Here is a 26,663-nt window from a genome sequence, read left to right on the forward strand (position 1 = left end):
GCCGCGGACGGCCGGAGGTAACCTCGGCACCCGGCCGATTCCGGCCAGGTGCGGCACCGGTCCCACCGCCCGGTGTCCACTCTTCAGTCATAACCGTTTCGGGGCAGGTCGGATCGGCAAGTACCAGAGGGCCGGACGGCGCCGCCGACGAACCGGTTGACAAATAAAGCATGCGGCTCGCCCTGTCGCGTGGACAGTCATGCGTGACACACGGGGGCGGCACACTACAAAGGAGACCAGATGCACCAGTTGACCGATTACGTGCTGGCCGTTCGCACCACCGGTTCACCTCCGGCGATCGAAGGGGTCAAGTCGGTCGACCTGGTTCCGGGCGACGACCAGGACGTGATCGCCGCGACCATCGCCGGTCTGCGGGCGAGCGGGCTGACCGCGGCCGACTTCCGGTCGCGCGTGATCTATCTCGCGCCCGAGGACCCGAGCTGCCTGGTGCCGTACGCGGCACTGTGCGGCTTCGCCGGCCGCCGCGTCGACGCCTACGCCGGCGGCACCGTCCTGGAGTTCTCGCGGCTGGACCCGCAGGGAGAGGCCTTCCCCGACGCGGGCCGGCCCTCCGGGTACCTGGAATGGGGCCAGGTCGGGGGCGAGGAGGGGCCCGTCCCCACCGTGCAGGTCGGCTCCGGCGCCCAGCGGCTCGTGACCCCGGAGGCCGCCACCGTGATCCGGTACGCGGCGCGGCTGCGCATGGTCCCGCCGCCCTCGGCCCGGGACGCGCTGGCCACGTTCGTGCTCGTCGCGGCGCTGCGGCGGCGGGCCGACGACCGGTTCCCCTACCTGTCGACCGGGAACGAGCCCGCCCCCGTCACCAAGGACGACCCGACCCAGGGCATCGACCTGGAGAAGCTGCGGCGCGAGGCGGCCAAGTACCGCCAGGAGCTGCGGGCCGGGCGCCGCGGCGCCGACATGGTGCCGCCCGTCCCCGTCTCGCCGCACAACAAGCGGATCGCCGAGGCCAAGTCGGTGGACGTCCGGACGGTGCTGACGCGCCTCGGCTCCTCCTCCGACGACGGGAACCTGTGGCACTGCCCGCGTCCGAACAGGCACAGCAACGGCGACCGGAACCCCTCGATGAAGGTCTACGGGGACAACCGCACCAGGTGCCACCGCTGCGACGCCGAGAAGGTCGGTCCGATCCGGCTGGTCATCGACGTCCTCGGGGTCACTCCGGACGAGGCCGCCAGTTTCATCCTGGACTCCGACCGCGTCGTGGACATGCGTCCAGCCTGAGCGTCCCTGGCGGCCGGGGGCCGCTGGGCAGGGGGAACCGATGGCCGAATCGCAGGGCCGCGCGGACGTGGCGCTGCTGATTGTGGATGGAGTGCAGGTGGGCCACGTTCACCGCAGTGTCCTCGATCGGGTCGCCGAGATCGCGGGCCGGCTGGGCTGCCGCGACGCCGTCGCGCTGGCCGGCCCGCCGGTCACGTTCGACTCCTCCCGCGTCCCCCGGCTGCGGCGCGACCTGGAGCAGGTCATCGCCTACGCCGAGGCGGCGCGGCAGACCGGCTGGGTTTTAGGCGACCTGGCCGTCGCCCCGGGTGACCAGGCGGTGCCGGTGATGGACACCGCGCAGGGCAGGATCTGGGCCCACCCCGTCCGCGGCTTCGAGCTGCACGGGGAGGCCGGGGTGCGCCGGATCACCGAACTGGCCGAGATCCCGGGGACCCCGCAGCGCACTCCGCTGGCCCGTCTCATCGCGCCGCTGGCCGACGCCGCGGCGCGTGCGCAGGTGCTGGAGATAGCGGACGGCAAGCACGAGCGCGCCGTGCGCCTGGGCTGACGGGCGAAGGGGCGCCGCTCGCCGGAGACGGCGAGCGGCGCCCCTTCGTCGTTCGGGCGAAGACCGGGCGCGGCCCGCGGGCCGCGCCGGTGGCGTGCGGTCAGCGTTCGACGAGCCGCTCCGGCGCGGCGGACGGCCCCGTGACGGCGTACCGCAGCGCCGCCGGGAGCCGCGTCTCCGGGTTGGCGATGAGGCCGCCGACCTGCCCCGCGCCCGCCATCTCCTCGGCCACCGCGCCCGGGCGCACGCCGAGCACGTAGTCGGCCTCCATCGGGCTCACCGCGGTGACGCACCCGGGGGGCAGCGTCGCGTACGCGCCGAGGAAGACGCGGCTGCCCTCCGGGATCAGCGAGGCGAGCGCGCGGAGGACGATCCGCGCGGCCGGACCGGTCACGGTCACGGTCTGCATCTGCTGCAGCGCCTGCCGGATCCGGGCGAGCTGCTCCCCGCTGACGACGCCGCTGGCGACGAGGGCGTTGGTCTTCGGGACCACGCCGTTGCGCCGGCTGATCACGACGGAGTCGTTCACCTTCGACACGACGAGGCCCCGCTTCTCCCGGGAGGCCGTGATCGTCTTGACGGCCCGGCGGGACGCGGCGAGGCTCGGGAACCCCGGGATCTGGTGGATGCCGCGCGCTCCGCAGACGGTCACCTGGGTCCCGTGGACGTGCACCTCGTCGATCGTCTCGTCGCGCATCAGCTCGCCGAGCAGGTGCGTGCCGTTCAGGACGTGGTAGACCCTGCTGGCCATGGCCGGATCCCCGCCGGTGTGCCGGGTGAGGACCTCCAGCCAGAGCTCGGCCACGCGCGGGCGGAGGCTGGTGGCGATCCGCTCGGCGGTGGCCCACGCCGGGTCCGCCGCGGGCGGGGGCGGGGGCGTGGTCCCTTCCGCGGGCTCCTGCGAGGCCGGTGCGGCCTGCGGGGCCTCAGTGGTCTGCGGAGCCTCAGTGACCTGGGGGTTCTGCGTGGTCTGGGGGGTCTGCGTGGTCTGGGGGACCTGCGTGGTCTGCGGTGCCTGGGCGGGGGCCGCGGACTGGAACCCCTGCCCGGCCGTTCCGAAGGGCGTGCTGCGCGTCATCCGGTGATCTTGCGTGGACGCGGGGGTCCACGCCGGGGCGTCCGCCTTCGGAGCCGAGGGGGTCTCGGCGCTCTGCGCCGGCTCGGGGTCCTGGGGAGGCTGCTCCGCCGGCGCCTCCGCCGGCGCTTCCGGCTCCTGCTCCGGGGGCTCTGCCTGCGCCTCCGGCTTCGCGGCGGCCGGCGGCGCCTCGGCCGGCGCCCCGCCCGCCCCGGCCGCCGCCTGGTCGGCCGGTGCTCCGGCGGACGGCTGCGCCGCCGCGGGCGCGGCGCCGTTGGCGGAGTCGTCCCAGGCGGAGAACAGCGACGCCCAGTCGTCCTGCGGGCTCCGCTGGTCGGTCTCGGTCTCGGAGCCCGCGGCGGCGCCCGTGTCCGCCGGAGCGGGGGCGCCGGTCACCAGGAGCTTGTCCTGGGAGGGTTGCTCTTCCGGCCCGTCGTCCTCCTCCTGGCCGACGCCGATGGCCGCCCAGAAGTCCATTCCGGTGGCGGGCTCATTTTGCGCTGCCATATGGCCGCTTCCTTTCTCGTGAGAGGGCCGGATCAAAGATGATCACTTGGGGTCCATGCCGAGGATCCTCTTCAGGAGGCCGCCCCGGTTGCCCGCCGGCTGCGCGGCCACGGCCTGGCCGAACACCGGGTCCCCGGTGACGAACTGGAGGATCTCACGGAAGGTGACGTCCAGGTCCGGGCCGATCTGCAGCGCGTTCAACCGGCGGTTGTTGGCGGCCTGCGTCCACTCCAGGTCCTCGGGGATCATGCCGACGAACCGCCAGCCGGGCATCAGGTCCATGACGTCCTCCGGGCTGCAGTCCACGTCGGCGCGGGCCCGGTTGAGGATGAGCGACAGCTTCTCGGGGTCCACGCCGCCGCTCCGGGAGTGCCGCGGCATGGTGATCGCGCTGAGCCAGGCTCGGGCGGCCTCCAGCGTCACCCGGTTGGGCTCGACCGGGACCAGGATCGCGTCCGCCTCGGGCAGGACCAGGTCGGTGAACGTCATGTGGTAGAGCTCGGCGACGGGCGTGTCGACGAACACGAAGTCGAACGCCTGCCGCAGCACCGCGATGATCCGCCGGTACAGCATCGCGTTGATCAGTGCCGGGTCGGCCATGGTGATGTCCTGCGGCCCGAGCAGCGTGAACAGGTCGGCGTCCGGGAGGTGCGCGAGATGGGCGCGCACGTTCTCGACCCTGAGCGATCCGTTCGACCGCAGCAGGTCGAGGATCGTCGGCGACTCCACGTTCAGGTACCGCGCGACGTCGGCCTGCTGGAAGTTGGTGTCGACCAGCGCCACCCTCCCGGGCCGGCCGGCCGCGTGCAGATGCCTGGCCGCGTAGACCGACAGGTTCACGGCCGTGGTGGTCTTGCCCACGCCGCCCTTGGCGGAGGCGATGGCGATGACCCGTCCGAGGGCCGGGGCGGGTTCCTCCGCCCTGACCAGCGCGGCGGCGGGCGTCTGCTGCGGCCCCGGCCATCCGTTCGAGACGGGCTGGGCCGGCATCGCGTTGTGGTCCTGCCTCGTCGCGGACTCCGGGGCCGGGGCGGGCTCGACCTGGCCTCCGGGGACGGGCTGCTGCCCCGCGAACCCCTGCTGACCCGGCGCGGCCGCCGGCCACGGCTGGGAGACGGGAGCCGGGGCGGAGGGCGCGGGCGGTTCGACGGCCTGCGGAGGCGCGGCCCCGGGCGGCTGCGCGAAGGACGGCGGCTGCGCCGGGTTCGGGTTCCAGCCGCCGGCGGAGGTCTGGCCGGTGGCGGCGGGCTGCTCGGGCGGCGCCGGCGCCGGTGGCTGCGCAGCGGGTGGCTGCGCGGCCGGGGGCTGCGCGGCCGGGGGCTGCGCGGATGGTGGTGGGGCGGTCGCGAACGGTTGGGCCACCGGCTGCCGGCCCGCGGCCGGCGGCTGGGACGCGGCCGGAGGCGGCGCCGCGGCCGGAGGCGGTGCGGCGGGCTGGGCCGGGGGCTTGCCGGCGATGCCGAACAGCGCCAGCAGGTCCGACATCTTCAGCTGCCCGCCGATGACGTGGACGCCCGGGGCGAAGGCGTCGCCGCGATCCGCGAAGTACCCGTGCACGAGCACGGTGAAGCCGCGGCCGGCGAGCCCGTTCGCCAGAACGGCCACGCCCGCGCCCGGAAGGTCCTCGACGAACCCCGGGGCGAACATGAAGGCGGCGGGGGAACCGACCCGCCCGCTCTTGGACAGGTCGCGAAGTTCCGCCGCGGAGGCGGCGTCGTACACCGCGGAGAACCGGCCGGTATCCCGCAAACTCCGGGCGACGCCCGGATCCCCCGCGACGACGAGGTTCGGCGCAATTGCCATCACTCAGTGTCCTCAGCGCTCTGGTTGTCACCCGGTCGGCGAAGCGGCCGGAATCTCTCTTAGCGACTGTGCGGACAATGACGGATGCCGCCAGCCCCGGATGCCGGACTGTCTCCCTGAGAGCCAACACGACCTGGGAGATGACAACACATGGTCAACCTGAGGGCGGCGCTCGGACGTCTCACCGGGACCAGCCGCGCAGGCCGTTCCGAGGCCGACACCGCCACCATGTGGACCACTCCTTACGCCTGGCGGACCGCCGACGGCGTCTACGTCGGCTACAACGGCGAGGTGTGGATGTACCGCACCGTGCGGTTGTCGCCGATGAAATGGGAGGACCCGGCGGAGCAGCTGTCGCTGGCGGCGCCGCTGTCCAGGCTTCTCGGCGACCTGGGCCGGACGTCCCGGCAACCCGTGGGCGGCCTGGCGACCCTGTCCAACAACCGCAACGTCCACCTGGTCTCGATCACCTGGGACGACCTGGTCACGCCGCCCAAGGAGAACACCGAGGAGCTGCGCGCCTACCAGGCCGAGGCGTTCGGCTTCCTGGCCCCCAAGCGCGTCCTGTTCGTCGGCGTGCAGCTCAGGTCGTCGCTCATGGACAAGACGTCCCGGGCCGGCAAGGGCTCGCAGGGCGGCATGGCGACGTTCCAGGCCTTGACGGATCTGGTCAAGGACTCCATGGCGGACGACGTTCCCGACCTGGCCGACTTCCGCAAGGACATGGAGCACCTCGAAGGGATCTTCAAGCGGGCGGACGCGCAGCTGCCGACCCGGCAGGAACTCGACCAGCTGGAGTCCTGGTACAACCTCGGGCGCGGGCCGGACGCGGTGATCGAGGAGATGCCGACCCGGCTCGGCGTCACCGGCATCGGCGAGCTGGAGATGGCCGCGGTCATGCGGTTCGACCAGCCGATCATGCCGTCCCCGGAGGCCCAGTGGGCGCTGGACGTGATCAGCCACCCCGGCGACGCCCCGCACGTCATCTCCATCCGGGCCGAGCTCGAACCGGCGAACCTGACGCGGGCCCGGGCCCGCCGGGCGCAGCGCCGGATCATGAACAACATGGAGGAGGAGCGCAAGACCCAGGACCTGGAGAAGGTCGAGCTGTCCCAGACCTTCCAGCAGGCCAAGGAGGTCGAGGACTACCTCGCGAACTCCAACCAGCCCATGCTGGCCAGGTGCAGCTTCGTCATGGCGCGGGAGGTGACCGACGCCACCGAGACCTACATGGAGTTCCTCGCCCAGTACTACGGGATCCAGATGAAGGCGCTGGAGCACCGCCAGATCCAGGCGCTGGAGGAGACCCTGCCCTGCTCCTCCGTCCGGGTGAACCCGTTCCTGCAGGACGTCAACGTGCCGATGGTCTCGCACGCCGGGCTCCAGGCGTTCTCCGACCTCGGTGACGACATCGGCGTCTACGGGGGGCTCATCGACCCGGACGGCACGCCGTTCTTCGTCGACCCCCTCGGCGCTCCGCGCAAGAACCTGCCGCCGGTCTTCGGGATCTTCGGCGACCCGGGCAGCGGCAAGACCTTCTTCGCGCAGTCCGTCGCCACCCAGGCCGCGCTGAACGGCCTGCCGGTGATCTTCGTGAACCCGAAGGGCGGCGACTCCCTCTACGGGATGGTGGACTACGTCCAGAGGCTGGGCATCCCCGCCGGGCGCGTGTCGATGTCGGCGCTGGAGGAGTCGCCCGGGGCCTTCGACCCGTTCCGGTACGCGCCGCCGACGATCGCGGCCGAGATCGCGAACGTGCACATCCTGTCCGCGCTGGACGACTCCCGCGACGGTCTGTCGCTGTCGGAGCGGCTCGCGCTCGGCTCCGGGCTGAAGCGGGGCGCGCTCAACGGCGCGCGCTGCGTCTGGGACGCCCTGAAGTACGTCCCCGGTGACGACGCGGACCGGGTGCGCGGCCTGGTGGAGCAGCAGATGGAGGCGTCCTCGATGTTCTCCCTCGGCATCGCCCTCCAGCCGCTGCCCCGCCTGGACATGTCGCAGCGGCTCACGCTGGTCGACTTCGACCGCGAGCTCGGCCTGCCGGAGGGCAAGACGCCGAGCGAGTACTCGGTGTCGGAGCGCATCGCGCTGGCGGCGGTGCGCCTGGTCATCCGCGCCTCGCTGGAGATCCTCATCGCCAACCGCTCGGGCGTGCTGATCGTGGACGAGGCGTGGACCTTCCTCTCGCAGGCCGAGGGCCTGGCCTCGCTGCAGCGCATCTCCCGCGAGGGCCGGTCGCTGAACATCATGCCGGTGTTCCTCACCCAGCGGATCGCGGACGTGGTCACCAAGGACCTGGAGTCCTACCTGAGCCGCGTGCTGGTGCTCAAGCTGAACGAGAAGCGCGAGGCGGAGACGGCGCTGCGGCTGTGCGGCCTGCAGCCGACCGCCGAACGGCTCGCGCAGATCCGCGAGTTCGGCCCGCTGCCGCCGGAGGACGGCAAGCCGGCGCGCTGGGCCCGAGGGATCTTCCGTGACCTGTTCGGGCGGCACGCGCAGGTCGTGCTCGGCCCCACGCCGCCCGAGGCGGCGGAGGCGTACAGCACGAACCCGGAGGACCGCCGCAGGCGCGAGGAGGCCCGCAAGCAGCGCGAGGAGGCCGAGCGGGCCGAGTACGAGGCGGCCGTCACCGCGGCCGCGCAGATCGACCAGGCCGCCGCGCCGCCGGGGCAGAACGGCGCGGCCCAGGCCCCGGCGGGCGAGGACATCGGCGCCGCGGCGCACACGGGGCACGACGTCAACGCCGCGCCGCCGCAGACGGGGGAGGGGCAGAACCAATGGCTCGTCGGCTGAGGCCCGGTCGTGGGCGTTCCGGTGACCCCCGGAAGGGGAACCCCCGCGGCCAGGGGGAGTCGGGCGGCGCCAAGGCGGCGCGCCAGAGCCCGCGCCGCGGACTCCAGCTGCTGGTGTGGGCGCTGGCGCTGACCGTCTTCGGCGGTCTGGCCCTGCTCTCCGGACAGACGGGGGGCTTCGGGTCCGGAGGCCAGTCGTCACGGGCGGCCGCATCGCCCGCGCCGGTCACGTCATCTGCGCCGGTCACGTCATCTGCGCCGGTCGCGTCGTCCGTGCCGGTGGCGCAGCCCGGGACGGGCTCCGACGGGCGCCTGCTCGCCGCGCCGCTGCGGCCCGACCCGGGGGAGCCCACCGGGTCGACCGACGTGTGCTCGAACTACAAGGAGCAGAGGGACTACCTGCCGCTGCACCGGTGGACGTCCTTCGAGCTCTTCGTGGTGGACAACGCCCGGATCTTCAAGACCCAGCGGTTCGTCTCGATGATCGCGGGCCTGATGTTCATGGCGGCCGGGCTCTGCTGGCGGATCATCGGCACGCTGATGGGGTTCGGCTACTCGTTCGACATGATCTGCCAGACGGACGCGGCGAAGACGATCAACTCCGTCGTGCGGACCTTCTCGCTCTACGCGGCCTGGTTCCTGATCCCCGCATGGCTGTTCGTCCTGGCGGCGGTGGTCAAGAGGTGGTCCGCCACCGGCGGCAACCGCAAGGGGCCGGCCGCGGCGATGCGGCTGGTCGCGGTGTTCCTGGCGGCGAACGGCCTGGTCTTTTTCATGGGCGACCAGGCCGACAAGCACCAGGACAACCCGACGGCGCCGTACACGGCGCCGTGGATGGCGACGACCGTCCAGGGCTGGTTCGGTGTCGCCTCGTCCTCGCTCAACAGCCTGCAGAAGATCGGAAGATTCAACGAGGGCAAGGACACTAATCCGGTCTTCTACGACAACCAGGGCGGCGGGACCGGCAAGGTCACCTGCGCGGCCCTCGACGCCACGCTCTACGACCAGTACGAGAAGGGCAACGGAGCGGCGAGCTCACTCGGCGACAACGGCACGACGACGCTGATGCAGGTGAGCAAGATGTGGGAGATCTCGCTCGTCCGTTCCTGGCAGACCGCGCAGTTCGGCGAGGGCACGAAGGACTATCCCTCGCCGGCGCACGCGTCGTGCCGCTTCCTCGAAGCCAAGGCCGACGTGTCCTCCGCCAGCAAGATGAACGCCTACGACATGTCGGTCGGACTCAAGCCGGGCACCACCAAGCCGGAGATGGCGCGCGGGTACTTCATCTCCCCCGGCGCGGACGAGCAGATGATCTTCGTCGCCTGGGGCGCCTGCAAGGGACCCGACAGCGGGGACGGGGGAGGGGCCAAAGAGCAGCCCCTCATCGACCAGTGGAACGCGCCCGACATCGACGACGCGAAAAAGGCGTGCGGGAAGCTTTTCAGCAACAAGGGCTACGAGAACGACAAGAGCGGCACCCAGCTCAGCGTCGCCGGCATCGACGTTCTCTGCTTCATGTGCGACAACGGCACGATGGGGCCGTTCTACTTCAACGGCGACGACGAACTCAAGGACAAGCTCGGGAAATGCTACGCGAGCCAGCCGGCCTGCCAGGCCGACTGGAACTTCGTGAGCGCCTGGCTGGGCAAGAACCAGGCCCAGCGTCTCACCCAGGGCCTGCTGTCGATGATCGTCGCCTTCGTCTTCCTGTTCGTCATGGGACCGATGGCGATAGGTATGACGGTGTCAAGTGTGGGCTTGGCAGGCCTGGTCATGATATTGCCGATAACATTTTTGCTGATCGGGGCGGGTCTGCCGCAGGGAATGCGGGTGCTCAAACTCACCGGCGCGGCGGCGGCGGGTGATTTCCTCTTCACCCTGGGTCTCACATTCCTGACGATGTTCACCGACACCACGTACCAGGCCATCGAGGCGACGACCAACGACGCGACACCGAACTTCTTCCAGCAGGTCGCGCAGGGCGCGGCCCCTCTGGTCGCGCTGTTCCTGTTCAAGAAGATCAGCAAGATCCTGAGCCTGGGGGACATCTCCACCACCAGCGGGGCCACGGGATTCGCCACGGCCATCGTGATGCGGAGCAGCGGCGACCCGAGGCTGTCGCGCAACGCCGGTCAGCAGGTGTCCCAGCGCCTCGCCCGCCTCGGCGTGGGCCGGGCGCGGCTGGGCGCCTTGGACGAGCGGTCGCTGCAGCGGCGCATGCTCGACAACCGCGCGACGCGGGCGGTGGCCGGCGCCGCGAAGCGGCGTGCGCAGCGGGCGGCCCGCCCGGTCACCGACTGGGCGAAGGACAAGTACGACGGCGGACGCGCGCGCCTGCAGCGCAGTGTCATGAATCTGCAGCACAAGGCCGCGTCCGGCTCGCCCAAGCAGCGTGCGGCGGCGTACGCGGGGCTGACCGCGGGCCTGGCCGGGTTGACGATGATGGCGCCGCCGGCGGTGCTGGCGACCCTGCCGCTGATGGCCTTCACCGGCGCCGCCGCGTCCGTCCGCGGCGGCCAGGCGCTCGGCGACGCGATCGGCCCCAAGATGCTCGGCAAGGGTGCGGCAGGCGCGTCCGGTCCGCCGCTCGCGGCCGGGATGCCCACGGCGGCCAGTGCCCGGACGGCCATGCGGGAGGCCGACGACTGGCACCGCAACATCATCAGGGTGAGCGACCCCGAGGAACGCCAGAGACTGATCGCCGAGCGCACCGAGGACGTGTTGAACGCGAGGCGGGCACGGCTGTGGGGCGCCGGGCAGCCGAACGGGCTCCACCCCGACTTCACGGGATTCGACAACGAGGCGGAGCTGGAGCGGGGACGTAAGCAGATGGCGGACGAGATGGGGCTGAAGCCCGACGACATCCTCATGGGGATGAGCGGGCAGGCCCTCCCCGCTCCGCCGAAGTTCGACAGGGTGACCGGACGGATGGTGTACCCGGAAGGGCTCACCCCCGAGCAGTTCGGCCACTGGATCTACCACATGGACCCGTACACCCTGGAGAAGAAGCCGGGGGAGACCAACGACCAGCAGATCGCCCGGCTGGTCGCGCAGGCGGCCGAGCGCGGGTACGTCACCTCCGACGGCCAGGACGTCGACGTGCTGCTCGCCAACGGGTTCGACACGCGCCTTCCGGAGGTGCGCGAGCGGGTGGCGCACGTCGTGTCGGGAGGCAAGGACCCGGAGATCCAGGGGATCCGCATCACGTCCCGCCGGGCGGAGGACGTCGCGGTGTCGGCGAGCCGCGAGTGGGCCAAGATCGACGCGGTGATACCGCCCATGCCGACCTCGCCGCCCACGGTCCACCTGCAGGGTCCGTCCCAGAACGTGATGGACGTGGGCGACGCGGCGCGCCAGGACGTCGTCGGCGGCTTCAGCAACGTCAGGGTCAACTCCGGAACGGCGGGGGAGGCCTGGCAGCAGATGCAGCGGCAGGCCGGCGAACTCCGCAACCTCCTCCAAGAGCTCAATGACATCAACGCCGCGCAGGCCTCGGGCTTCGGAGCCGACTTCCAGGTCGATCTCGGCTCGTTCCGCCGGCAGATCCAGGACGGCGTGCGGAACCTGGAGAACGTGGGCACGCAAGTGCGTGACGCGATCGACGCGTTCTCCGGGGCGCAAGGCGTCTGCGAACTCCAGGTCCGCGCCGCCGGATCGGGGGGAGGCGCGATCGACATGAGCGAGATCGCGCGATTGGCCGACCGGTTCACGGCGAAGATGCGGCGGGACCAGCAGCAGTTGCACGAGGAGGTCGAAAGGCTGTTCGGCGCCCTGTCCCGGCCGCTGGACGACGCGGACGGCGCCGGCTCGATGATGGACGCCGTCGACCGGCTCACCGACCTCCTCTCGCGGCGCATCTCCCGCGAGGAGCGGAGCGGCCAGAGCGTGGCCGACAGGATCAGGGACATGGAAGAGGCGTTCAGGAACAGCGCGTCGATGTCTCAGAGCGACCCCCGGATGTCGTCGAGCCAGAGCCAGCCGGCCGACATCCGCCACATCATGAGGGAGATGTTCAGCCGGCAGATGAGCGGGAGATGAGCGGGTCGTAGTCCCGGGATCCTTCGCCCGAACGCAGAACCGGCCCCCACCCTCTCGAGGGTGGGGGCCGGTCGGTGTCGGTGTCGGCGTTCACGTTCACCCGCCGACGTGCTCGCAGGCGTTGACGCCCTGCGTGCGGCAGTCCGTGTACTTCAGGTCGTACTCCGCCACCTTGTCCCAGAACTCCTTCGGGGACGTGATGCGCGTCCACTCATGCAGCGCCACACCGGTGAGGGTGTCGGCGAGCTGGAGGTGGTCGTTGGAGACGGTGACCTCGATGTCGCCCCCGGTGTCCCGCAGTCCGCTGAACACGAACCCGGAACCCGTGCCGTAGCCGGTGAAGGGCTTCGGGTCCTCCGGGAGCTTGGTGCCGGAGCCGGACCAGGTGACCTGGGTGTAGTCCCCGGTCACCTGCTTGCCCACGCCGCGGTAGGCCTTGAAGTGCAGCAGGCCGAACTTGCTGCCCTCCGAAGCCCACGCGAAGTACTCGTCGTACTGGGGCTGGGTCGGGTTCGCGGTCGTGCGACCGGGTCGGCCGTCGTCGTGCTCCGTGCCCGAACTCGTCAGGGTGATGCCGATTGCCGCCGCGATCGCGACGACCACGGCGAGGAGACCGAGTACGATTGCCAGATTCTTGGGCTTCACGCTTGTCACGGTTAGTCCTTCCGGGGAAGGCGCGAGAAGCCGGCGGATGGACCCGGCTTCTGTGCGCGTCTGATGAGACGCAAACGGGGCCGGGTCGGCTCTGTTTGCAATGTGCCCGTCAATTGTCGCGCACTACGCACCTACTTGCAAGCGGACGGTTCCTTGTGTTCGTTTCCGGGAGGCTCGCGTATCGAGCGCCGACGCCGACGGGAAACGGCCGTTACGCCGTTTCCGCATGTTTTTTGTCACGCGGAAACGGCGTCAGTCGCGGATTGGCTTATCACACCTTGCTGGCGTCGACCCAGCCGGACCAGACGGCGCTGTCGTAGGCGCGCTCGACCCTGGAAACGTCCGTGCTGGTGTTGGTGTGCACTTTGTAGCCGTCGGCCAGTTGCATGGCCACATGACCATAAGTGGGTTCCACCAGGTCGCCGGGCTTCAATTGGCTGAACGGGATGTTGTGCACCCAGGACACCTGCCGGAGTGTATGGGTGGTGGGGGCGTTGCCCTGGTACAGGTTCGGAATCGCGCCGCTGTCGCGGTAGGCCCTGGAGACGAAGCTGGAGCAGTCGGCCGAGTTTCCGCTGTTGCGAGTCGGGCCCGCGCTCGGATTGGTGTTCTGGGTGTAGATCCAGTTGAGGTGGGTCAGGGCCCATTTGATCGCCATCGCGGCCTGCGGGGTGCGGGCCTGGGCGACCGAGTCCACGCACAGCTTGCGGATGCCGATCTCCTTGGCCCCCTGGCGCAGGGTGTTGCCCGGGGCGTTCTCGGGGCACCCGTCGGGCCCGACCGTCACCTGCACGGTGCCGGTGTCCAACGTGCCGCCGCCGCCGGTCGCGAGCGACCCGATCAGCTTGCCTGCGCTGTCGAACGGGGGGATGACGCCGCCGAAGAACCAGGCGTACTCGACGGCGACCTGCTCCAGGGGCAACAGGATCCCCTGCGTGTTGCTGAGCCGGGTCCACGCCTCGGTCGCGTCCGGGGCGATCGGCGCGCCGACCGGCTTCAGCGGGCGCAGCGCCAGTCGCGGAATGACGAGGGTGTCCTCACCGACGACCGGCGGGGTCTCCTTGTTGGCCTCCTCCCTGCCCTGGTAGTAGTTGCCCAGGCCGTTGAGGTTGGTGCTGTCCGCCCCGCTCCCCGCCAGGTCCGCGGCGATCTGGGAGAGGGTGCTGTTGTAGCCGGGGGCCCAGGAGCCGATCATGCATGCGGGGTCGTCACCCGGGTCGGTGATGCCGTGGGCCTTCTCGACCGCATCCAGCTTCGGCTGCCACTCGCTGTACACCTTGTCGACGCCCGGCGGCTTGTCCAGCGACGCGAACTCGTTGGCGTACGGGGCGACGTCGGTCAGGAACTTCCTCATCACCGCGATGCACTTGTCGGACGCCTCGAAGGACTCCTGCCCGGGCCCGATCAGCGAGAACAGCTTGAGGTCGGTGCCCATGGCGATGCTGAGCTTCTGCCAGCCGCCGACCATCGGCTGGAAGACGCCGAGGTCCTTCGGGCGGTCCTCCGGCGGGACCTTCTCGACGGAGAGCACCAGCTTGGCGGCGCCGGCGATGTTCTTGTCCACATCGCACCGGTCCTCGACGCCGGCCTCCTCCGCCTCCTTCTTGGTCATCGGGAAGATCCCCTGGCGCGAGTCCTTCTTGTCGTCGCACCCCTCGGTCTTCCACTTGCCGGCTCCATAGCTGACCGACATCGCCTCGTTGACGAGGGTTTCAACGGCGGCGGGCCTGTTGTCCTCCACCGTGTACTTGAACTGCCCTTCCTGGTACTTGCCGTCGGTGACCAGGTAGAGGTTCTGGATGCGGTTGGTCTCGCAGCGCCAGACCGTAATGATCTTGAAGCTGACCGACCACGGCTTCTCGGGGTCGTCCGGCGCAGGGACGGCGCAGGGACCGTCGGGGTTGGCGGTCCGCTCCATGAAGATCCCGGAGGTCGCGATCGCCTTGCTCCAGTACTTGCGCGCCTCCGCCTGGTCCTTCTCGTTGCCGTCGGCTTTCCACTGGGGGCTCTTCGGGTCGCGGTGGACCTTCTCCGCCGCCTTGACCAGCTCGAAGGCGACGAAGTACGAGGACTGGCAGGGATTCTGCGGATCGAGGCCGTGCATCCGCATCTGGCCCGCCGCGGCGGGCGTGAGGAGGTACGGCCCGGTGCCCTGGTTGTCCTTGCCGCCGATGTCGGGGTCGGGGTTGGCGACGTCGCAACCCCAGGCGTAGACGCCGGCGCTCGCGGCTCCCGGCGATCCCGCGGCCGCACGGCCCGTGGTGGCGGACGCGGGAGCCGCCGCCGCGGCGGGGACCGCCCGGGGCCCCTCGGGCTGCAGGTGGTACGAGGCGGGCTGCGCCGCGGAGCCGGCCGGGTGCGCCTGCGCGGCGGCCCGCATCTTCGTCATGACGCCGTCGACGTACTTCCAGGCCGTCGGGTTGAAGTCACAGGCCCCCGGGCACTGGTCCCACTTCTCGGGGCTGGGGCCCCAGCTCCCCGTGAAGTGGTCGACCGCGATCGGCTGCCACATGTGGTACTTGTTCCACATCCGGATGATGTCTTCCTTGGCCCGCCGGTCCTGCACGCTCGGCGGAGCCTGGCACGCCCTCGCGTAGCCCCCGTAGTTGTTCCAGGTGCTGGTGATGTACTGGTAGGCGCCGCAGGCGGTGCTCTGGTTCGTCCCGGCATTGCGGTCGTAGACGCCGTTCGACTCCTGCATGCGCAGGGCCCAGAGGAACCAGCCGAGCTGGTGGCTGAAGTCGCCGTCCGGCGGCGCGACGTGGTTGCTCCCGGTTCCTGGCACGGTGGCGGTCGAGCCCGGGCCGGAGACCCCCTCGACCGGCCCCGGCCCAGCGCCGACGGTGTTGCTGGCGTTCACGTCCACGCCGCCCGTGCTGCCGTCGCCGGAGCCGTTGCCGCCGGGAACGTCCTTCGACTTGCGCCCGGGGTCGCGGTCGACATTGTCGTAGGGGCTGTAGCGGGCGAAGTCGGTCTGCGCCTTGGCGAGCCCCGCCAGGATCGTCCAGGGGACCTCGGAGTAGTCCTGCGCGCTGCCCGAGGTCTGCTCCGACGCCTGCTTGAGGATGCGCTGCCAGTTGCCGGGGAAGTACTCGGAGACCTTCTCGTCCGATTTCGGCTCCGGCTGGGCTTCCGGGTTGTCGTCGTCGACGTTGACGCCCAGAAGCAGAGCGGCGATCAGAAGAATGGAGATGAAGGCGGCGAAGATCGGCAGGCCGACGGTCAGCAGGATCTTGAGCCTGCTCCGGTTGTGCTCGCTGCTCGACCCGGATGCGCTGGCCTTGTCCTTCTTCTTCTTGTTCTTCTGGTTGCCCTTGGTGTACCTGCTCTGGAAACCGGCCCAGAACGACTCGGGCGCCAGCTTCCCGAGGGGGGACGACCTGAGCTGGCGCATCACGAGCCAGCGGCCGAGCCGGTTGTTCATGGCCTTGTCGTAGACGCCCGGCGCGTACCGGTCGAGGAAGCGCCCGAGAGCGAAGTTGGCGCCCTGGCCCACACCATGGGCGATCTTGTCGCCCTTGGTGTCGCCCTCCGGCATCGTCAGGCCGTACCTGCCCGCGACTTCCTCGGCGGCGTTCTTCGCGGCGTCTTTGGCGGCGTTCTTGGCGGCGTTCTTGGCGGCGTCGCTCAGAGCCTGCTTGACCCCGCGCGGGGACCCGCCGTTCGCCAAGGCCTTGTTCGGATCGTTCGGGTCGCCTTCGGCGGCGCCCTTCGCGGCGGCTCCGGCCGCCCGCTGCCCGGTGAGCGGATTGAGCTTGTTGAGCTTGACCTGTCCGCCCAGGAGCGACGCGTCGCCGTAGGGGTTCTTCCCCTGGCCGTCCACGCCGCGGTCGATGGCCGCCTGCTCCGCGAGGATGTCGGCGACGTTCTGCGGTTGCTGGGCCGCCGCGGCGACCCGGGGGTCCGAATCGAGGGTCGCGACCTCCTCCGGCGTGAGCACGGCCAGGTCGTCGGGCAGTTCGCCCTCCGCCACCGGTTGCAGCGCCGTCGGCCCGGACGTGGGCTGAGGCGGGTCGCCCAGAAGCTCACCGCCGTCCAGAGGCCGCGGTGAGATCTCGGAGCCCTTCCCGGGGCTGCTGTCCTCGTCCATCCAGGGCATTAGCCGCTACCTCGGTTCCGCTACCCTTGCTCAGCTCTACGCTCACCCCCCGGACGCGGGAGACGATCGACCATGACCGTCCGCCGATTCGCGGTGAGGGCAACGGACGGCCGTATACGGGCGCGAGTGCGCGCTAGCCCGCCCGCAAGGCGTATCCGCGCTCGTCCGGCTCCACGAGCAGTTGCACGACCTCCGGCCGCGCCCCGCCCGGACGGGTGATCGTCGCGCTGAACAGGTACTGGCTGTTGCCCGTCCTCGTGGGGTCCGCGACGGTGATCCCCTGCACCGCCGAGCCCGGTGCCATGCCCTTCTTGGCCGGAGACGGCCGCGCCGCGCCGATGAAGGGGATGCCCTTCCAGTTCCCGGACACCGTGGCCGAGGCCGCGGCCGTGGCCAGGTTGAGGGCGCCCGCCGGGACGACCGTCGTGCCTCCGCCCGTCACCGGGACCTTGGCGGCGGCGGTCGCGGTGAAGTCGTTGGCGGAGGCCCCGGTCGGAAGCACCTGCGAAGGGGAAGCGGAGGTGCTGGGCGTCTCACCGGGGCTCGGCGACTCGGTGAGGGTCCGGGGGTCGAGCGTCTGGACCTGGTAGCTCGGCGCCTGCCTCCCGGCGGTGGGGGCGCCGGAGGAGTCGCCGCGGTCGAGGACGGCGCTGACCGCCAGCATCAGGACGATGCCGCCGACGCCCGCCCACACCGCGATGTTCCACCATTCGGGCAGCTCGGTGTCCTGGAACAGGCGCCGCCGCCGGAAGCCCTGGCGGGCGTAGTCGGTCATCTTCGGCATGCCTCTGACCGTCGCCGGCGCGGGTGTCCGGGCAACCGGCCGGCGGTGATGTGTCGCGAATCGTTATGGCGTCCGGGGCGCGACCGCGCACGGTTCCTGGCATGAGCGAGGAGGACGACCGCGTCAGGGGGCCGGCGATGCTGGCCGCGACCAACATGCTGAAGCCGCCGCCCGCGGTGATCGGCAGCGTGAACAAGGACATCACGCTGCCCCGTACGGTCAGGCTGACCACGCTCATCGCGGTGCTCATCGGAGCGGCGGCGGGCTTCCTGTTCGCCTTCCTGGTCTTCGGCCCGGGACTGAACGCGCTGATGTACGGACCGGTGCTCGGCGGAGCGGCCGGCTGGGCGACCGTCAACCTCTCCCCGCTGCGCGGGGAGTCGCTGGCGACCTGGCTGGGGCTGCAGATCAACGGGACGCGCAACCGCAGGCTCGTCGTGGACGACCGGCCCGTCCGGCTGTACATCGGCATCGCGCCGCTGCGCCGCACGGCCGCGGGCACGGTCCGCATGCTCCCCGGCGGCGTTCCGGTGGACGCCGTCCGCTGGGACCCGCGCGGTTACCCGCTGCAGGAGATCCCCGGGGCGGACAGGCTGCGGGCGCCGCGCCGCAAGGGCCGAGCGCTGAAGGCCTCCACCCAGCTGTCCAGTGGGCGCGGTGGCGGCAAGCGCCGCGGGTGAGCCGACAGGTACTTGCGCATCCGGGTGAGGGCCGCACGGTCCTGGCTGCAGCGTGACAAATAGAGGAGGGACAATGCCGGAACAGTCACCCACTCGTTTCACCATGGTGCCCGCCCGGCGTTCCAGTGAGCCGACCGCTCGCAGACGGGCGCGGAGGATTCTGGCCGTGCTCTTCCTCGCCGCCGGGCTGAGCATCGTGGCCGTGGTCATCGCCATTTCCAAGGGGAGCGGCGAGACGGACCTGAGTTCGGTCGACCCGAAGGGCCGCGACCTGGCGTACACCGCGGCGGTCAACTTCCTGACCGGCAGGCAGCAGGACGTGCCCCACGCGGAGTCCTTCGACCCGCAGGCGGCGCTGGCGCAAGGCACCGGCGGGACAGAGGCGACCCCGCTCGACTACCGGGCGTTGAACTGGGTCGGATTCACCCCCCAGCATTTCGGGACGAAGGACCTCGGTTTCACCGAGTTCGAAGTCCACCACTTCCTCGTCGTGATGAACGATTCGGGGGCGGGGACCTCGCCGGCTCCCTCCCCGGCGTCCACCGGCACGCCGCCCGCGTCTCCGGCCGGCAGGACGCCCGCGTCTCCGACCGGCGGGGCGCCCCAGGCGGGTGTGCCCACCCCGGGTGCGTCCACCCCGGGCGCGCCGACCCCGGGCGCGACGGGCGCCACCCCGCAGGGCGCTCCCACGACGAGTCCGGGGCCGGAGGCCGGGAGCAGTGAGTCCCCGTCGGTGAACTCGCACGTGCTCCAGCTGGACGTGACGGTGCTGCTCGACCCCTCAGGGCCCCGGCTGGCCGCCGCACCCGCCTTTTCGGTCTGGAAGAACGGGGCCGGCAAGCCGAAGGGAACCGGCGACTACACCAATTACAACGGACTGACCACACAGGTCAGCACCGAGTCCAAAAACCAGATTCTGCGGTGGGCCGCGGCCTATGCAACAGGCGATTCGGCGGGACTGCTCGCCGTTACCGGCGACCAGGACCCCTCCCACCGGTACGAGGGCCTGTCCGGGTTCCGCCTGGCGGACTCGCCCCAGGCCGTGCAGATCCTCTCGGCGATCAAGACGCTCGACGACCAGCTCGTCGTCCGGGTGCGGATCATGCTTGCCAGAGCGGACCAGCCCGGGACGGTTCCTGGAAAGAAGACCGTTCAACCATTCACTAGCTTCGCTGACTTCGATCTGCTGGTGGGAGCCAGCGGAGCGCAACCACCAGTGCTCGCGTGGGGTCCTGCCGGTTCCGCGGCGGATATGGAGCCCTACAGCAACGCACTGCAGAACTGACCGGGGCCTTACAACCTGGAGGGAATGAGAATGTCAGTTCCTGGTTTGTACATACTTGCGGGACCAGATCTTGGAACCAAGGGTAGCGACAGCTTTTTCGATTCGCCCGCGGGCAAGGCGCTCGTCGCCATCTGCGGCGCGATCGCGGTCGTCATCGTGGTGATCGGCATCCTCCGGATGGTCAACGGGATCGGCCGTGGACGTCCGGGTGAGGCCTTCAAGTCGCTCATGTTCGCTCTGCTCATCGGCGGAATGCTGTTCAACCTCGGTATCACCGTCAAGGGCGTCAACATGATGAGCGGCCTCGTCGTGAAGATCTTCGACAGCGTCAACAGCGTCGCCAATAGCGGCGGTTGACGCAGGCACCTCAGCGTAAGGAGTGACGATGGCGGACTCGAGGGGCAGGCCGGACGACAGACCCACGGACCTGGTCGGTGGTGGTTATGTCTTCCCCACCGTGGTCCTGCTGGTGTTCGCGGTCATCCTGGCCGTGCTCATCCCGGCTCTCTGCGCCTGGGTCCTGCTCATCCCGCTGCGCCGTTTCCTCGCCCGGCGGGACTGGGCCATCGTCACGCTGGCCGGTGTGGTGGGGCTCGCCCTGCGGGCCAAGGAGAACGCGTACGCCTACGGTTACTGGCTGGCCAGCTTCGCCGACTTCGGCCCGGGGGAGCCCGGGAAGGTGCCCGTCACCGTGCTGCTGTCGCTGACCGCGGTGCTCGCGGGGCTCTTCGGCCTGATCGTCGGCAGGGCCCGCGGGTCGGTGATCATGGGGCTGTCGTCCTTCCTGCGCAAGAAGAAGAAGTTCGTCGACCTGTTCGACGGCACCTGGTTCCGGCAGAAGGAGCTCGTCGACGACCCGATCACTCCTCGGGACGGCCGGCGGGAGATGCTGAAGAAGCGGGTGGCCACCCGGGTGACCGTGGCCGACATCCCGGCGGTGCACGGCCCCTACGCCACGGAGAAGGCCAGGAAGACGCCGATCAAGGCCAAGACGATCCCCCTGGGGCTCGGGGCCAACGACCGGCCGGTGTTTCTGAGCACCCAGGAGATGGGCATGCACGGCGCCGTGGTCGGCTCCACCGGCAGCGGCAAGACCGTCACGCTGATGTGGATCATCGGGGCGGCGCTCGACATGGGCTTCGACGTCACCGTCCTCGACATGAAGGAGGACACCGAGCCGGGCGGCCTGCGCGACTTCCTGCGCGCCTACGCGCAGGCGCACCGCATGCCGATGCAGGAGATCGCCCTCGGCGACGAGCAGCCGGCCTTCTGGTTCAACGCCCTCGCGGGCATGTCCGCCGACGAGGCGTTCGACACCATCATGACGATGGTCGAGTTCGACGACGCCTACTGGCAGGCGCTGAACCGCAAGGTCCTCCAGCAGGTCGTCCAGATGCTGCACGAGGCCGCCGAGGTCGCGCCGGACCGTTTCGCGCCGCCCAACATGCTCGAGATCGGCAAGATCATGGAGCACGGCGAGAACATGAAGGGCGCGGTCAAGGAGCAGGTCCTCGCGATCGACGGGGTCCGTGGCTTCGGCCACTGCACCGAGCGCTACACCAACGTGCTCCGGCCGTCCCGCGACGAGGGGGTCTCGGCGGCGAGCTTCGGCACCAAGCTGACGGGCCTGTACGACTCGGGCGCGGGCCGCCGCATCCTGGTTCCCGGGCAGGACCGCCAGATGATCGACGTCCGGCGGGAGGGGCTCACCTACATCGGGCTCAACTCCCTCGGCCAGCCCGACATGGCGAAGATCCTGTCCTCCTCGGCGCTGCAGCGGCTGTCGGTGTACGCCGCGCAGCGGATCCAGGGCCGCGCCCCCAAGGACAAGCCGCGGCTCATCGTGGTGGACGAGGCGAACTTCATCGATCGCGAGATCGCCATGAACATGCTGTCCAGGGTCCGGTCCGCGCTGTTCAACATGATCCTCTGCACCCAGGGGCCGACGGACTGGATCGACAAGGACGGCGACGACTGGTCGCGCCTCACCCAGAACATCAACTGGCTGATCGCCATGGCCCAGTCGTCCCCGGAGGCCGCGGAGAAGTGCGCGGACTTCCTCGGCATGCGCGACAACAACAAGTTCAGCGAGCGCGTCGGCCAGGACGGCCACACCCAGAACCTGCAGGCCATGGGGGAGGAGCAGTACATCGTCTTCCCGAAGGAGCTGCGCGCCCTCGGCACCGGTGAGGGGTACCTGCGGGTCAACAAGCCGGCCAGCAGGGTCGAGTACGTGATCATTCCGATGCGGAAGCAGGAGCTGGACCGCTACCAGCCGCCCGCGCCGCACGGCGTGCCGGTCACGATGCCGCTGGGCGGCCCGCAGGGGACGAGGGGAACGGTGTGAGGCCGCCGCGGCGCCGTCCTAAGGACGAGGCGCGCCCGAAGGGCGAGGAGCGGCCGAAGGAGAAGGCGCGGCCGGACGACGAGGCGCGGGAACGGCGGATCGACCCTCTGGCGGTCGCCCTGGAGTCCTCGATCATCGTGCTGCTCGGCTTCGTCCTCGCGGGCCTCTCGATCGGGCTGCTCATCCTCCAGGCCGGGGACGTCGTCACGTTCGACGTGGGGGACGTGGTCACCGCCGGTGCGGCGGGCGTCGCCGCCGCCGCGGTGGTCCGGCTGAACGTGCGGCTCCACCGGCGCTGGAAGAAGACGATCGGCAGGTTCACCGCCGCCGCCGCGCTGTGCGCCCTCGCCGGGGCCGCGGGAGCCCTCGTGGTGCTGGTGCCGAGCGAGTGCCCGGGCGGGCTCTTCAGCACGGGCCGGTGCGGGGTGCGCGAGGCGGCCGCCTGGGGGCAGGTGGCCGGGCTGGCCTCGGTGCTGAACTTCATGATCGCCGGCATGGCGCTGGCGGTCTGGCGGCTCGTCCGGCGGCTCGCCCGGGAGGTCCGGGACGTGGTCCGCGACGGGTCGGAGCAGGGCGTCGCCTGGTTCAGGGCGCTGAAGAACGTCCGGAAGCGCCGGGGCGGCGCGCGCGAGGCCGGCGGGGAGGCGCGCGGCGCGCAGGACTCCAAGGGCCGCCCCACGCCGCGCCGTGCGGACGCCGAACAGGCCCGCCGCAAACGGCTCCGCGCGCGGGCCTGAGCCGCGGCCCCGGAGTGAGCGTCCAAGGGAGATCCATGTACGAGGTCGGACGGGCCGGAGACTTCGTCTCCCGGCAGATGTGGCGCCACCGGACCCGGGGGTCTCTCTACGCCGCCGGGGCCGCCACGCTGGCTCTCACGGCCGCGGGCGCCCTTCTGGGGGCGCTGCTCCTGGACGGCGGTGCGCTGAGAGTGTCGGCGGCGGTCGCCGGGGTGGCCGCGGCGGCGGGATGCGGGTACGCGTGGATCCGCGCAACGCGGGCCCTGGGGCAGGCCCGGCGGTCGGCCGTGGGCGCGCGGTCCGAGCGCGAGGTGCGCGCGGCCGTCCGGCGCACGGACTCGGTCGCGGCGGCCTACGGGCTCGTCCTCGGCTCCCGCGGCGGCGACTGCGACACGGTGGTCTTCACCCGCGGCTGCGGGGCCGCGGCCATCGAGGTGAAGACGGGCCACGGCCGGGTCTCCGCCGAGGGCGGCACCATGCGGGTCGGCAAGCGCGTGCTGCACGGCGACCCCGTCCGGCAGGCGGCGAACCAGGCGCGGAGGCTGTCCCGCAAGCTGGGCGGCAGGACGGTCCTGGCGGTCGTGTGCGTGCCGGGAATGCGGAATCGGCCGTTCACCACTGCCGACGGCGTGTGGGTGTGCTCCGCACGGGACCTGCAAGCGGTCCTGGACCGTGCTCCGCGCGTCTTCGGCGCGGCGGAGGAAGCGCGGGAGACGATGCGGGGCCTCTGGCATGCGGCCCCGGCCTGACCGGCTACGGCACTTCCGGACGCCACATCAGCGAGGCGACGACCAGCAGGACGCTCATGCAGGTGATGACGAGGGTGATGAGCGTGGGCATGAGGTCGACGCCGCCGAGCCCCGGCAGCCGGCCGGACCGCGAGCGGCGGACCGCGCCTGCGGCTTCGTCCGGCGCCTCGTCCGGGAGGACGTCGTCGGTGTGCTCTTCGAAGAACCAGCCGCTCTGCGGGGTGCCGGCGGCGCCGTTCTGGTCGGCGGCCGGCGCCCAGCCCGCGGCGGGCTCCGGTTGGTACGCGCCCCCGGCCGTGGGGAAGCCGTGAGGCGGCGCCGCGGGCACCGCACCGGGCGCGCTGGCGGGCGGGTAGCCGACGCCGGGGGCGGCGGTGTGCGGGGCGCTCGCCGGGGCGCCGAAGGGCGACCCGGGCGGCGTACCCGGCGGCACGCCATGGTTCGGCGGCGCACTGGGAGTCGGCGCGCTGGGAGCCGGGGCGACGCCGTAGTTCGGGGCAACGCCGTGCTGAGCGTTCGGCGGGAAGTTCTGCTGGGGGCTTTGCGGGAGGCTTTGCTGGGGGCGCGGCGGGATGTTCTGCGGCGCGCTTGGCGGAACGCTCTGCTGGGGGCGCGGCGGGATGTTCTGCGGCGGGCTTGGCGGAACGTTGTTCTGGGAGCGCGGCGGGACGTTCTGCTGGGGGCTCGGCGGGACGTTCTGCTGGGAGCGCGGCGGGACGCTTTGCTGGGAGCGCGGCGGGTTCGTCGACGGGGCGGGACGGGTGTTCCGCTTTCCGGAGGGGGCTTTGGAACCGGCGGCCTTCGCGCCGGTTCCGCCGGGCGCCGCGCTGGGCGCGGAGGAGCCGGGCGCGGAGTTGGGACCGCTCCAGTCTCCGCCGGGGGCCTCGGTGGGCGCCCCCGGGGCGGCGCTCCAGGAGTCCCAGGTCCCGAGCGAGGCCCAGGGGTCGCTCTGCGCGGGCTCCGCGTCGCGCCGCGGCTGCTCGGACTCGGGGGCGGCGGACTTCCCGCCGGCCGCCGGCGGGGCCGCGGCGGGTTCCTCGGCGGCGTCCGCGGTGTCATCGATGATGACCCACGAGGACGCCTCCCCGGCGCCGCCGGCCGCTCCCGCGCCGGGGCCGCCCGCGTGCTCCCGTCCGTCGTTCATCCTGCCCGTCCTTCGATCCTCCGGGCGCCCTCGGGCGTCTCGACGACGGGCTGGAGCAGCTTGGCCAGCGCCTTCTGCTGGATCTGCCGCACCCCTTCGCGGGACAGCCCGAGTCGTTCGCCGATGACGCGCAACGCCTGCTCCGGCTCGCCGTCCAGTCCGAACCGGCGCGTCAGTACGTACCGTTCGCGGGGGTCGAGCAACGGCAAGCCGCGGCTGCTGAGGGCGCGCAGGTCGAAGCGGAGCATCACCTCGTCCTCGATGCTCGGGGACGCGTCGGGCAGCCGGTCCTCCCACGCGACGTCGTCCTCGCCCGGACCGCCCGCGACCGTGTGCAGGCTGTCCAGCCGGGGGGCGTCGAGCACGCGGCGCACCTGGGCCTCGGTCACGCCCGCGCGGCGGGCGATGTCGGCGTGGTCGAGCGGGGCGTCCGGCCCGGCCTCCTCCAGGAACGCCCGCTCGGCGGCCAGGATGGCCGGGCGCTTCTCGAAGTCCCCGGGATTGAGGTTGGGGTGGTCGGCGTCCCGCACCGCGCGCAGCACCTCCCGCTGGATGGGCTTGAACGCCCAGCTGGCGAAGGGGCCGCGGTTGGGGTCGTAGGAGGCGATCGCCCAGAGGAGCCCGACCTTGCCGGCGCTCTCGAAGTCCTCGATGTGCTCGCTGGACTTCGACGTGAACATCGTGACGTACCGGCGCACGAGGCCGAAGTTCGCGATCATGATTTCCAGCGTGAGGTCGTCGAACTCACGCTCGACCCGCCGTAGCACCAGTTCCGAGAGCATGTCGATCTCGCCGGAGTCGGCCCGCGCACGCAGCGCGGCGAGGCGCTCCTGGAGTTCGTGGCGACGGGCGAAGAGCTCGTCGTTGCGGGTACGGAACTCGTCGGCGGTGGGGCGCTCACCACGCCCTGGCTGCTCGCTGTCCATCCGTCTCCCTCGGCTAGTCGGGAATGCGAGGCTGGAGTTGTAGCTATGCACGTTCGATGCCGAACGGACCGGGAACGGTCGGAACTGAAACAGATCGTTGATACGTTCGCAGGCCGTTCGGACGGTCGCGAGACACTTGCTCGGCCGCTGAAAACGCGCGCTCGGCCGGGCGCCGGCGGAAGATCGCAGTTGAGCGCATCGCGGGGAGGCGCGCGACAGTCCGGAGAGGGATCCCCCCGACAAGTTCGTTGACAGAAAATTGACCTTCTATGGATCAGCTGTTGCCCCGCTGATGGTCGTTTGGTGTACACGCGGTGTGCCGGCAGCGGGAACGCCGAACCAGTTCCCCGCGTCGGGTTGCGGATTCCGGAACCGACGGACTCTAGAGGGCAGGGGGCAGGCGCTTAGGCTGCGGTAGGAACAGGCGAGGCCACGGGCCTCGTCTGCCAACGAAAGGAAGAACGACGGTGCAAACGATCCTCAGCGATCTCGGTCTCGAATCTCCGCTCGTCGGGACGACGGTGACCGCACACATCAGGTCGAGCGGCCCGGACGGGTTCCGCTGCGCCGTCTATGACGTCGCGACCGGGGAGGCCCGCGACGCCCTGCTGCCGCGCGCCGACGCCTTCGACCTGCCCGAGGGGGCCGCCCCGCCCGAACTGGCGGCGGGCAGCAAGGTCATCGCGCTGGTCGTCGGCGTCACCGCCGGCGCGGACCCGGGCTCCGAGCGGCTCATGCTCTCGGTCACGGCGCCCGAGCTCGTCGAGCGCCTGCTGGCGGGGTTCGTCGACGAACTGCTCAACGGCAAGGTCGTCATCAAGGCCATCGCCCGGGTCGCCGGGACCAAGACGAAGATCGCCGTGGCGCCCACCGTCACCGGCGTCGACGCGCGGGGAGCCTGCATCGGCCGCGGCGCGAGCCGGCTGAAGGGCGCCCAGAACCTGCTGAACCACGGCTACGGCAGGGAGCGCCTGGAGATCATCGAGTACGCCAAGGACCCGGCCGCCTTCCTGGTGAACGCCATGAACCCGGTGCAGGTCACCGACGCGCTCGCCGAGCGCGGGAACGCGATCGTCGCCGTCGAGGAGCACCAGCTCTCCGGCGGCATCGGCGAGGGCGGCCTGAACGCCCAGCTCGCCGGGCGGCTGACCGGCCACTACGTGCGGGTCGTCAAGACCGGCACCGACCTTCGCGAGGCGCTCGACCAGCTCGTGGCCGACAAGGCCGCCGCGGAGAAGGGCTGAGGCG

At 71.1% G+C, this 26,663-nt stretch carries 18 protein-coding genes; 11 read left to right on the forward strand and 7 right to left on the reverse strand.

The genetic code is table 11. From position 1 onward, the window contains the following. Positions 1-240: 240 nt before the first annotated feature. Positions 241-1,245: a hypothetical protein gene (locus ABD944_RS16110; RefSeq protein WP_345177054.1), complete on the forward strand. Its 1,005-nt coding sequence runs from the start codon at positions 241-243 to the stop codon at positions 1,243-1,245. Positions 1,246-1,285: 40 nt separating this feature from the next. Then, positions 1,286-1,795, forward strand: coding sequence for a hypothetical protein (locus ABD944_RS16115; protein WP_345177056.1), 510 nt, complete (start codon positions 1,286-1,288; stop codon positions 1,793-1,795). Positions 1,796-1,895: 100 nt separating this feature from the next. Here ABD944_RS16115 and ABD944_RS16120 read toward each other — a convergent pair whose 3' ends face one another. Together ABD944_RS16120 and ABD944_RS16125 are read right to left on the reverse strand one after the other, a co-directional pair. Next, on the reverse strand, positions 1,896-3,377 hold the full coding sequence (locus ABD944_RS16120; RefSeq protein ID WP_345177057.1) for a hypothetical protein: 1,482 nt from the start codon (positions 3,375-3,377) through the stop codon (positions 1,896-1,898). Between the two features lie 42 nt (positions 3,378-3,419). Next, on the reverse strand, positions 3,420-5,180 hold the full coding sequence (locus ABD944_RS16125; protein WP_345177060.1) for a CpaE/TadZ family protein: 1,761 nt from the start codon (positions 5,178-5,180) through the stop codon (positions 3,420-3,422). A 150-nt stretch (positions 5,181-5,330) separates the two neighbouring features. Between ABD944_RS16125 and ABD944_RS16130 the strand changes: the two genes are divergently transcribed. Together ABD944_RS16130 and ABD944_RS16135 are read left to right on the forward strand one after the other, a co-directional pair. After that, the gene (locus tag ABD944_RS16130) at positions 5,331-7,973 is read left to right on the forward strand and encodes an ATP-binding protein (protein ID WP_345177062.1); all 2,643 of its coding nucleotides are present in this window, start codon (positions 5,331-5,333) and stop codon (positions 7,971-7,973) included. After that, positions 7,958-12,010: a hypothetical protein gene (locus ABD944_RS16135; RefSeq protein WP_345177065.1), complete on the forward strand. Its 4,053-nt coding sequence runs from the start codon at positions 7,958-7,960 to the stop codon at positions 12,008-12,010. The genes ABD944_RS16130 and ABD944_RS16135 overlap by 16 nt, the downstream gene beginning before the upstream one ends. Before the next feature lie 96 nt (positions 12,011-12,106). Here the strand turns inward: ABD944_RS16135 and ABD944_RS16140 are convergent, their stop codons facing one another. The 3 genes from ABD944_RS16140 to ABD944_RS16150 form a co-directional block, all read right to left on the reverse strand. Continuing rightward, entirely contained in the window at positions 12,107-12,655 is a 549-nt protein-coding gene (locus ABD944_RS16140; protein ID WP_345177066.1) for a hypothetical protein, read from the reverse strand. Between the two features lie 280 nt (positions 12,656-12,935). After that, positions 12,936-16,754 carry a hypothetical protein gene (locus ABD944_RS16145; protein WP_345177069.1) on the reverse strand — a complete coding sequence of 1,273 codons (3,819 nt, stop codon included), beginning with the start codon at positions 16,752-16,754 and terminating at the stop codon, positions 12,936-12,938. Positions 16,755-16,896: 142 nt separating this feature from the next. Then, positions 16,897-17,547, reverse strand: coding sequence for a hypothetical protein (locus ABD944_RS16150; RefSeq protein WP_345177071.1), 651 nt, complete (start codon positions 17,545-17,547; stop codon positions 16,897-16,899). Positions 17,548-17,648: 101 nt separating this feature from the next. Between ABD944_RS16150 and ABD944_RS16155 the strand changes: the two genes are divergently transcribed. The 6 genes from ABD944_RS16155 to ABD944_RS16180 all read left to right on the forward strand — a co-directional run bounded on the left by ABD944_RS16155 (position 17,649) and on the right by ABD944_RS16180 (position 23,345). Further along, positions 17,649-18,227: a hypothetical protein gene (locus ABD944_RS16155; RefSeq protein WP_345177074.1), complete on the forward strand. Its 579-nt coding sequence runs from the start codon at positions 17,649-17,651 to the stop codon at positions 18,225-18,227. A gap of 166 nt (positions 18,228-18,393) precedes the next feature. Then, the gene (locus ABD944_RS16160) at positions 18,394-19,512 is read left to right on the forward strand and encodes a hypothetical protein (protein ID WP_345177077.1); all 1,119 of its coding nucleotides are present in this window, start codon (positions 18,394-18,396) and stop codon (positions 19,510-19,512) included. Positions 19,513-19,542: 30 nt separating this feature from the next. Next, on the forward strand, positions 19,543-19,869 hold the full coding sequence (locus tag ABD944_RS16165) for a hypothetical protein (protein WP_345177080.1): 327 nt from the start codon (positions 19,543-19,545) through the stop codon (positions 19,867-19,869). A gap of 28 nt (positions 19,870-19,897) precedes the next feature. Next, complete coding sequence (locus tag ABD944_RS16170) at positions 19,898-21,859, forward strand: helicase HerA-like domain-containing protein (protein ID WP_345177082.1); 1,962 nt, start codon at positions 19,898-19,900, stop codon at positions 21,857-21,859. Then, on the forward strand, positions 21,856-22,596 hold the full coding sequence (locus ABD944_RS16175; protein ID WP_345177085.1) for a hypothetical protein: 741 nt from the start codon (positions 21,856-21,858) through the stop codon (positions 22,594-22,596). Before ABD944_RS16170 ends, ABD944_RS16175 begins: the two co-directional genes overlap by 4 nt. Before the next feature lie 35 nt (positions 22,597-22,631). Continuing rightward, positions 22,632-23,345, forward strand: coding sequence for a nuclease-related domain-containing protein (locus tag ABD944_RS16180; RefSeq protein ID WP_345177087.1), 714 nt, complete (start codon positions 22,632-22,634; stop codon positions 23,343-23,345). A 4-nt stretch (positions 23,346-23,349) separates the two neighbouring features. On the opposite strand, the gene ABD944_RS16185 is transcribed toward ABD944_RS16180, so the two are convergent. Together ABD944_RS16185 and ABD944_RS16190 are read right to left on the reverse strand one after the other, a co-directional pair. Then, entirely contained in the window at positions 23,350-24,489 is a 1,140-nt protein-coding gene (locus tag ABD944_RS16185; protein ID WP_345177089.1) for a hypothetical protein, read from the reverse strand. Next, positions 24,486-25,415: a sigma-70 family RNA polymerase sigma factor gene (locus tag ABD944_RS16190; protein ID WP_345177092.1), complete on the reverse strand. Its 930-nt coding sequence runs from the start codon at positions 25,413-25,415 to the stop codon at positions 24,486-24,488. Before ABD944_RS16190 ends, ABD944_RS16185 begins: the two co-directional genes overlap by 4 nt. 467 nt (positions 25,416-25,882) lie before the next feature. Here ABD944_RS16190 and ABD944_RS16195 point away from each other — a divergent pair, with 467 nt between their 5' ends. Beyond that, complete coding sequence (locus tag ABD944_RS16195; protein WP_345177093.1) at positions 25,883-26,659, forward strand: hypothetical protein; 777 nt, start codon at positions 25,883-25,885, stop codon at positions 26,657-26,659. The last annotated feature ends 4 nt before the right edge of the window (positions 26,660-26,663 follow it).

Source organism: Actinomadura verrucosospora (genome assembly GCF_039540335.1).
GTDB lineage: Bacteria > Actinomycetota > Actinomycetes > Streptosporangiales > Streptosporangiaceae > Spirillospora > Spirillospora verrucosospora.

Excerpts from the sequence above, each read along its gene's own strand:
- ABD944_RS16110 (WP_345177054.1), top strand. The coding sequence starts at position 241 with ATGCACCAGTTGACCGATTACGTGCTGGCCGTTCGCACCACCGGTTCA.
- ABD944_RS16115 (WP_345177056.1), top strand. The coding sequence starts at position 1,286 with ATGGCCGAATCGCAGGGCCGCGCGGACGTGGCGCTGCTGATTGTGGAT.
- ABD944_RS16120 (WP_345177057.1), bottom strand. The coding sequence starts at position 3,377 with ATGGCAGCGCAAAATGAGCCCGCCACCGGAATGGACTTCTGGGCGGCC.
- ABD944_RS16125 (WP_345177060.1), bottom strand. The coding sequence starts at position 5,180 with ATGGCAATTGCGCCGAACCTCGTCGTCGCGGGGGATCCGGGCGTCGCC.
- ABD944_RS16130 (WP_345177062.1), top strand. The coding sequence starts at position 5,331 with ATGGTCAACCTGAGGGCGGCGCTCGGACGTCTCACCGGGACCAGCCGC.
- ABD944_RS16135 (WP_345177065.1), top strand. The coding sequence starts at position 7,958 with ATGGCTCGTCGGCTGAGGCCCGGTCGTGGGCGTTCCGGTGACCCCCGG.
- ABD944_RS16145 (WP_345177069.1), bottom strand. The coding sequence starts at position 16,754 with ATGGACGAGGACAGCAGCCCCGGGAAGGGCTCCGAGATCTCACCGCGG.
- ABD944_RS16150 (WP_345177071.1), bottom strand. The coding sequence starts at position 17,547 with ATGCCGAAGATGACCGACTACGCCCGCCAGGGCTTCCGGCGGCGGCGC.
- ABD944_RS16155 (WP_345177074.1), top strand. The coding sequence starts at position 17,649 with ATGAGCGAGGAGGACGACCGCGTCAGGGGGCCGGCGATGCTGGCCGCG.
- ABD944_RS16165 (WP_345177080.1), top strand. The coding sequence starts at position 19,543 with ATGTCAGTTCCTGGTTTGTACATACTTGCGGGACCAGATCTTGGAACC.
- ABD944_RS16170 (WP_345177082.1), top strand. The coding sequence starts at position 19,898 with ATGGCGGACTCGAGGGGCAGGCCGGACGACAGACCCACGGACCTGGTC.
- ABD944_RS16180 (WP_345177087.1), top strand. The coding sequence starts at position 22,632 with ATGTACGAGGTCGGACGGGCCGGAGACTTCGTCTCCCGGCAGATGTGG.
- ABD944_RS16185 (WP_345177089.1), bottom strand. The coding sequence starts at position 24,489 with ATGAACGACGGACGGGAGCACGCGGGCGGCCCCGGCGCGGGAGCGGCC.
- ABD944_RS16190 (WP_345177092.1), bottom strand. The coding sequence starts at position 25,415 with ATGGACAGCGAGCAGCCAGGGCGTGGTGAGCGCCCCACCGCCGACGAG.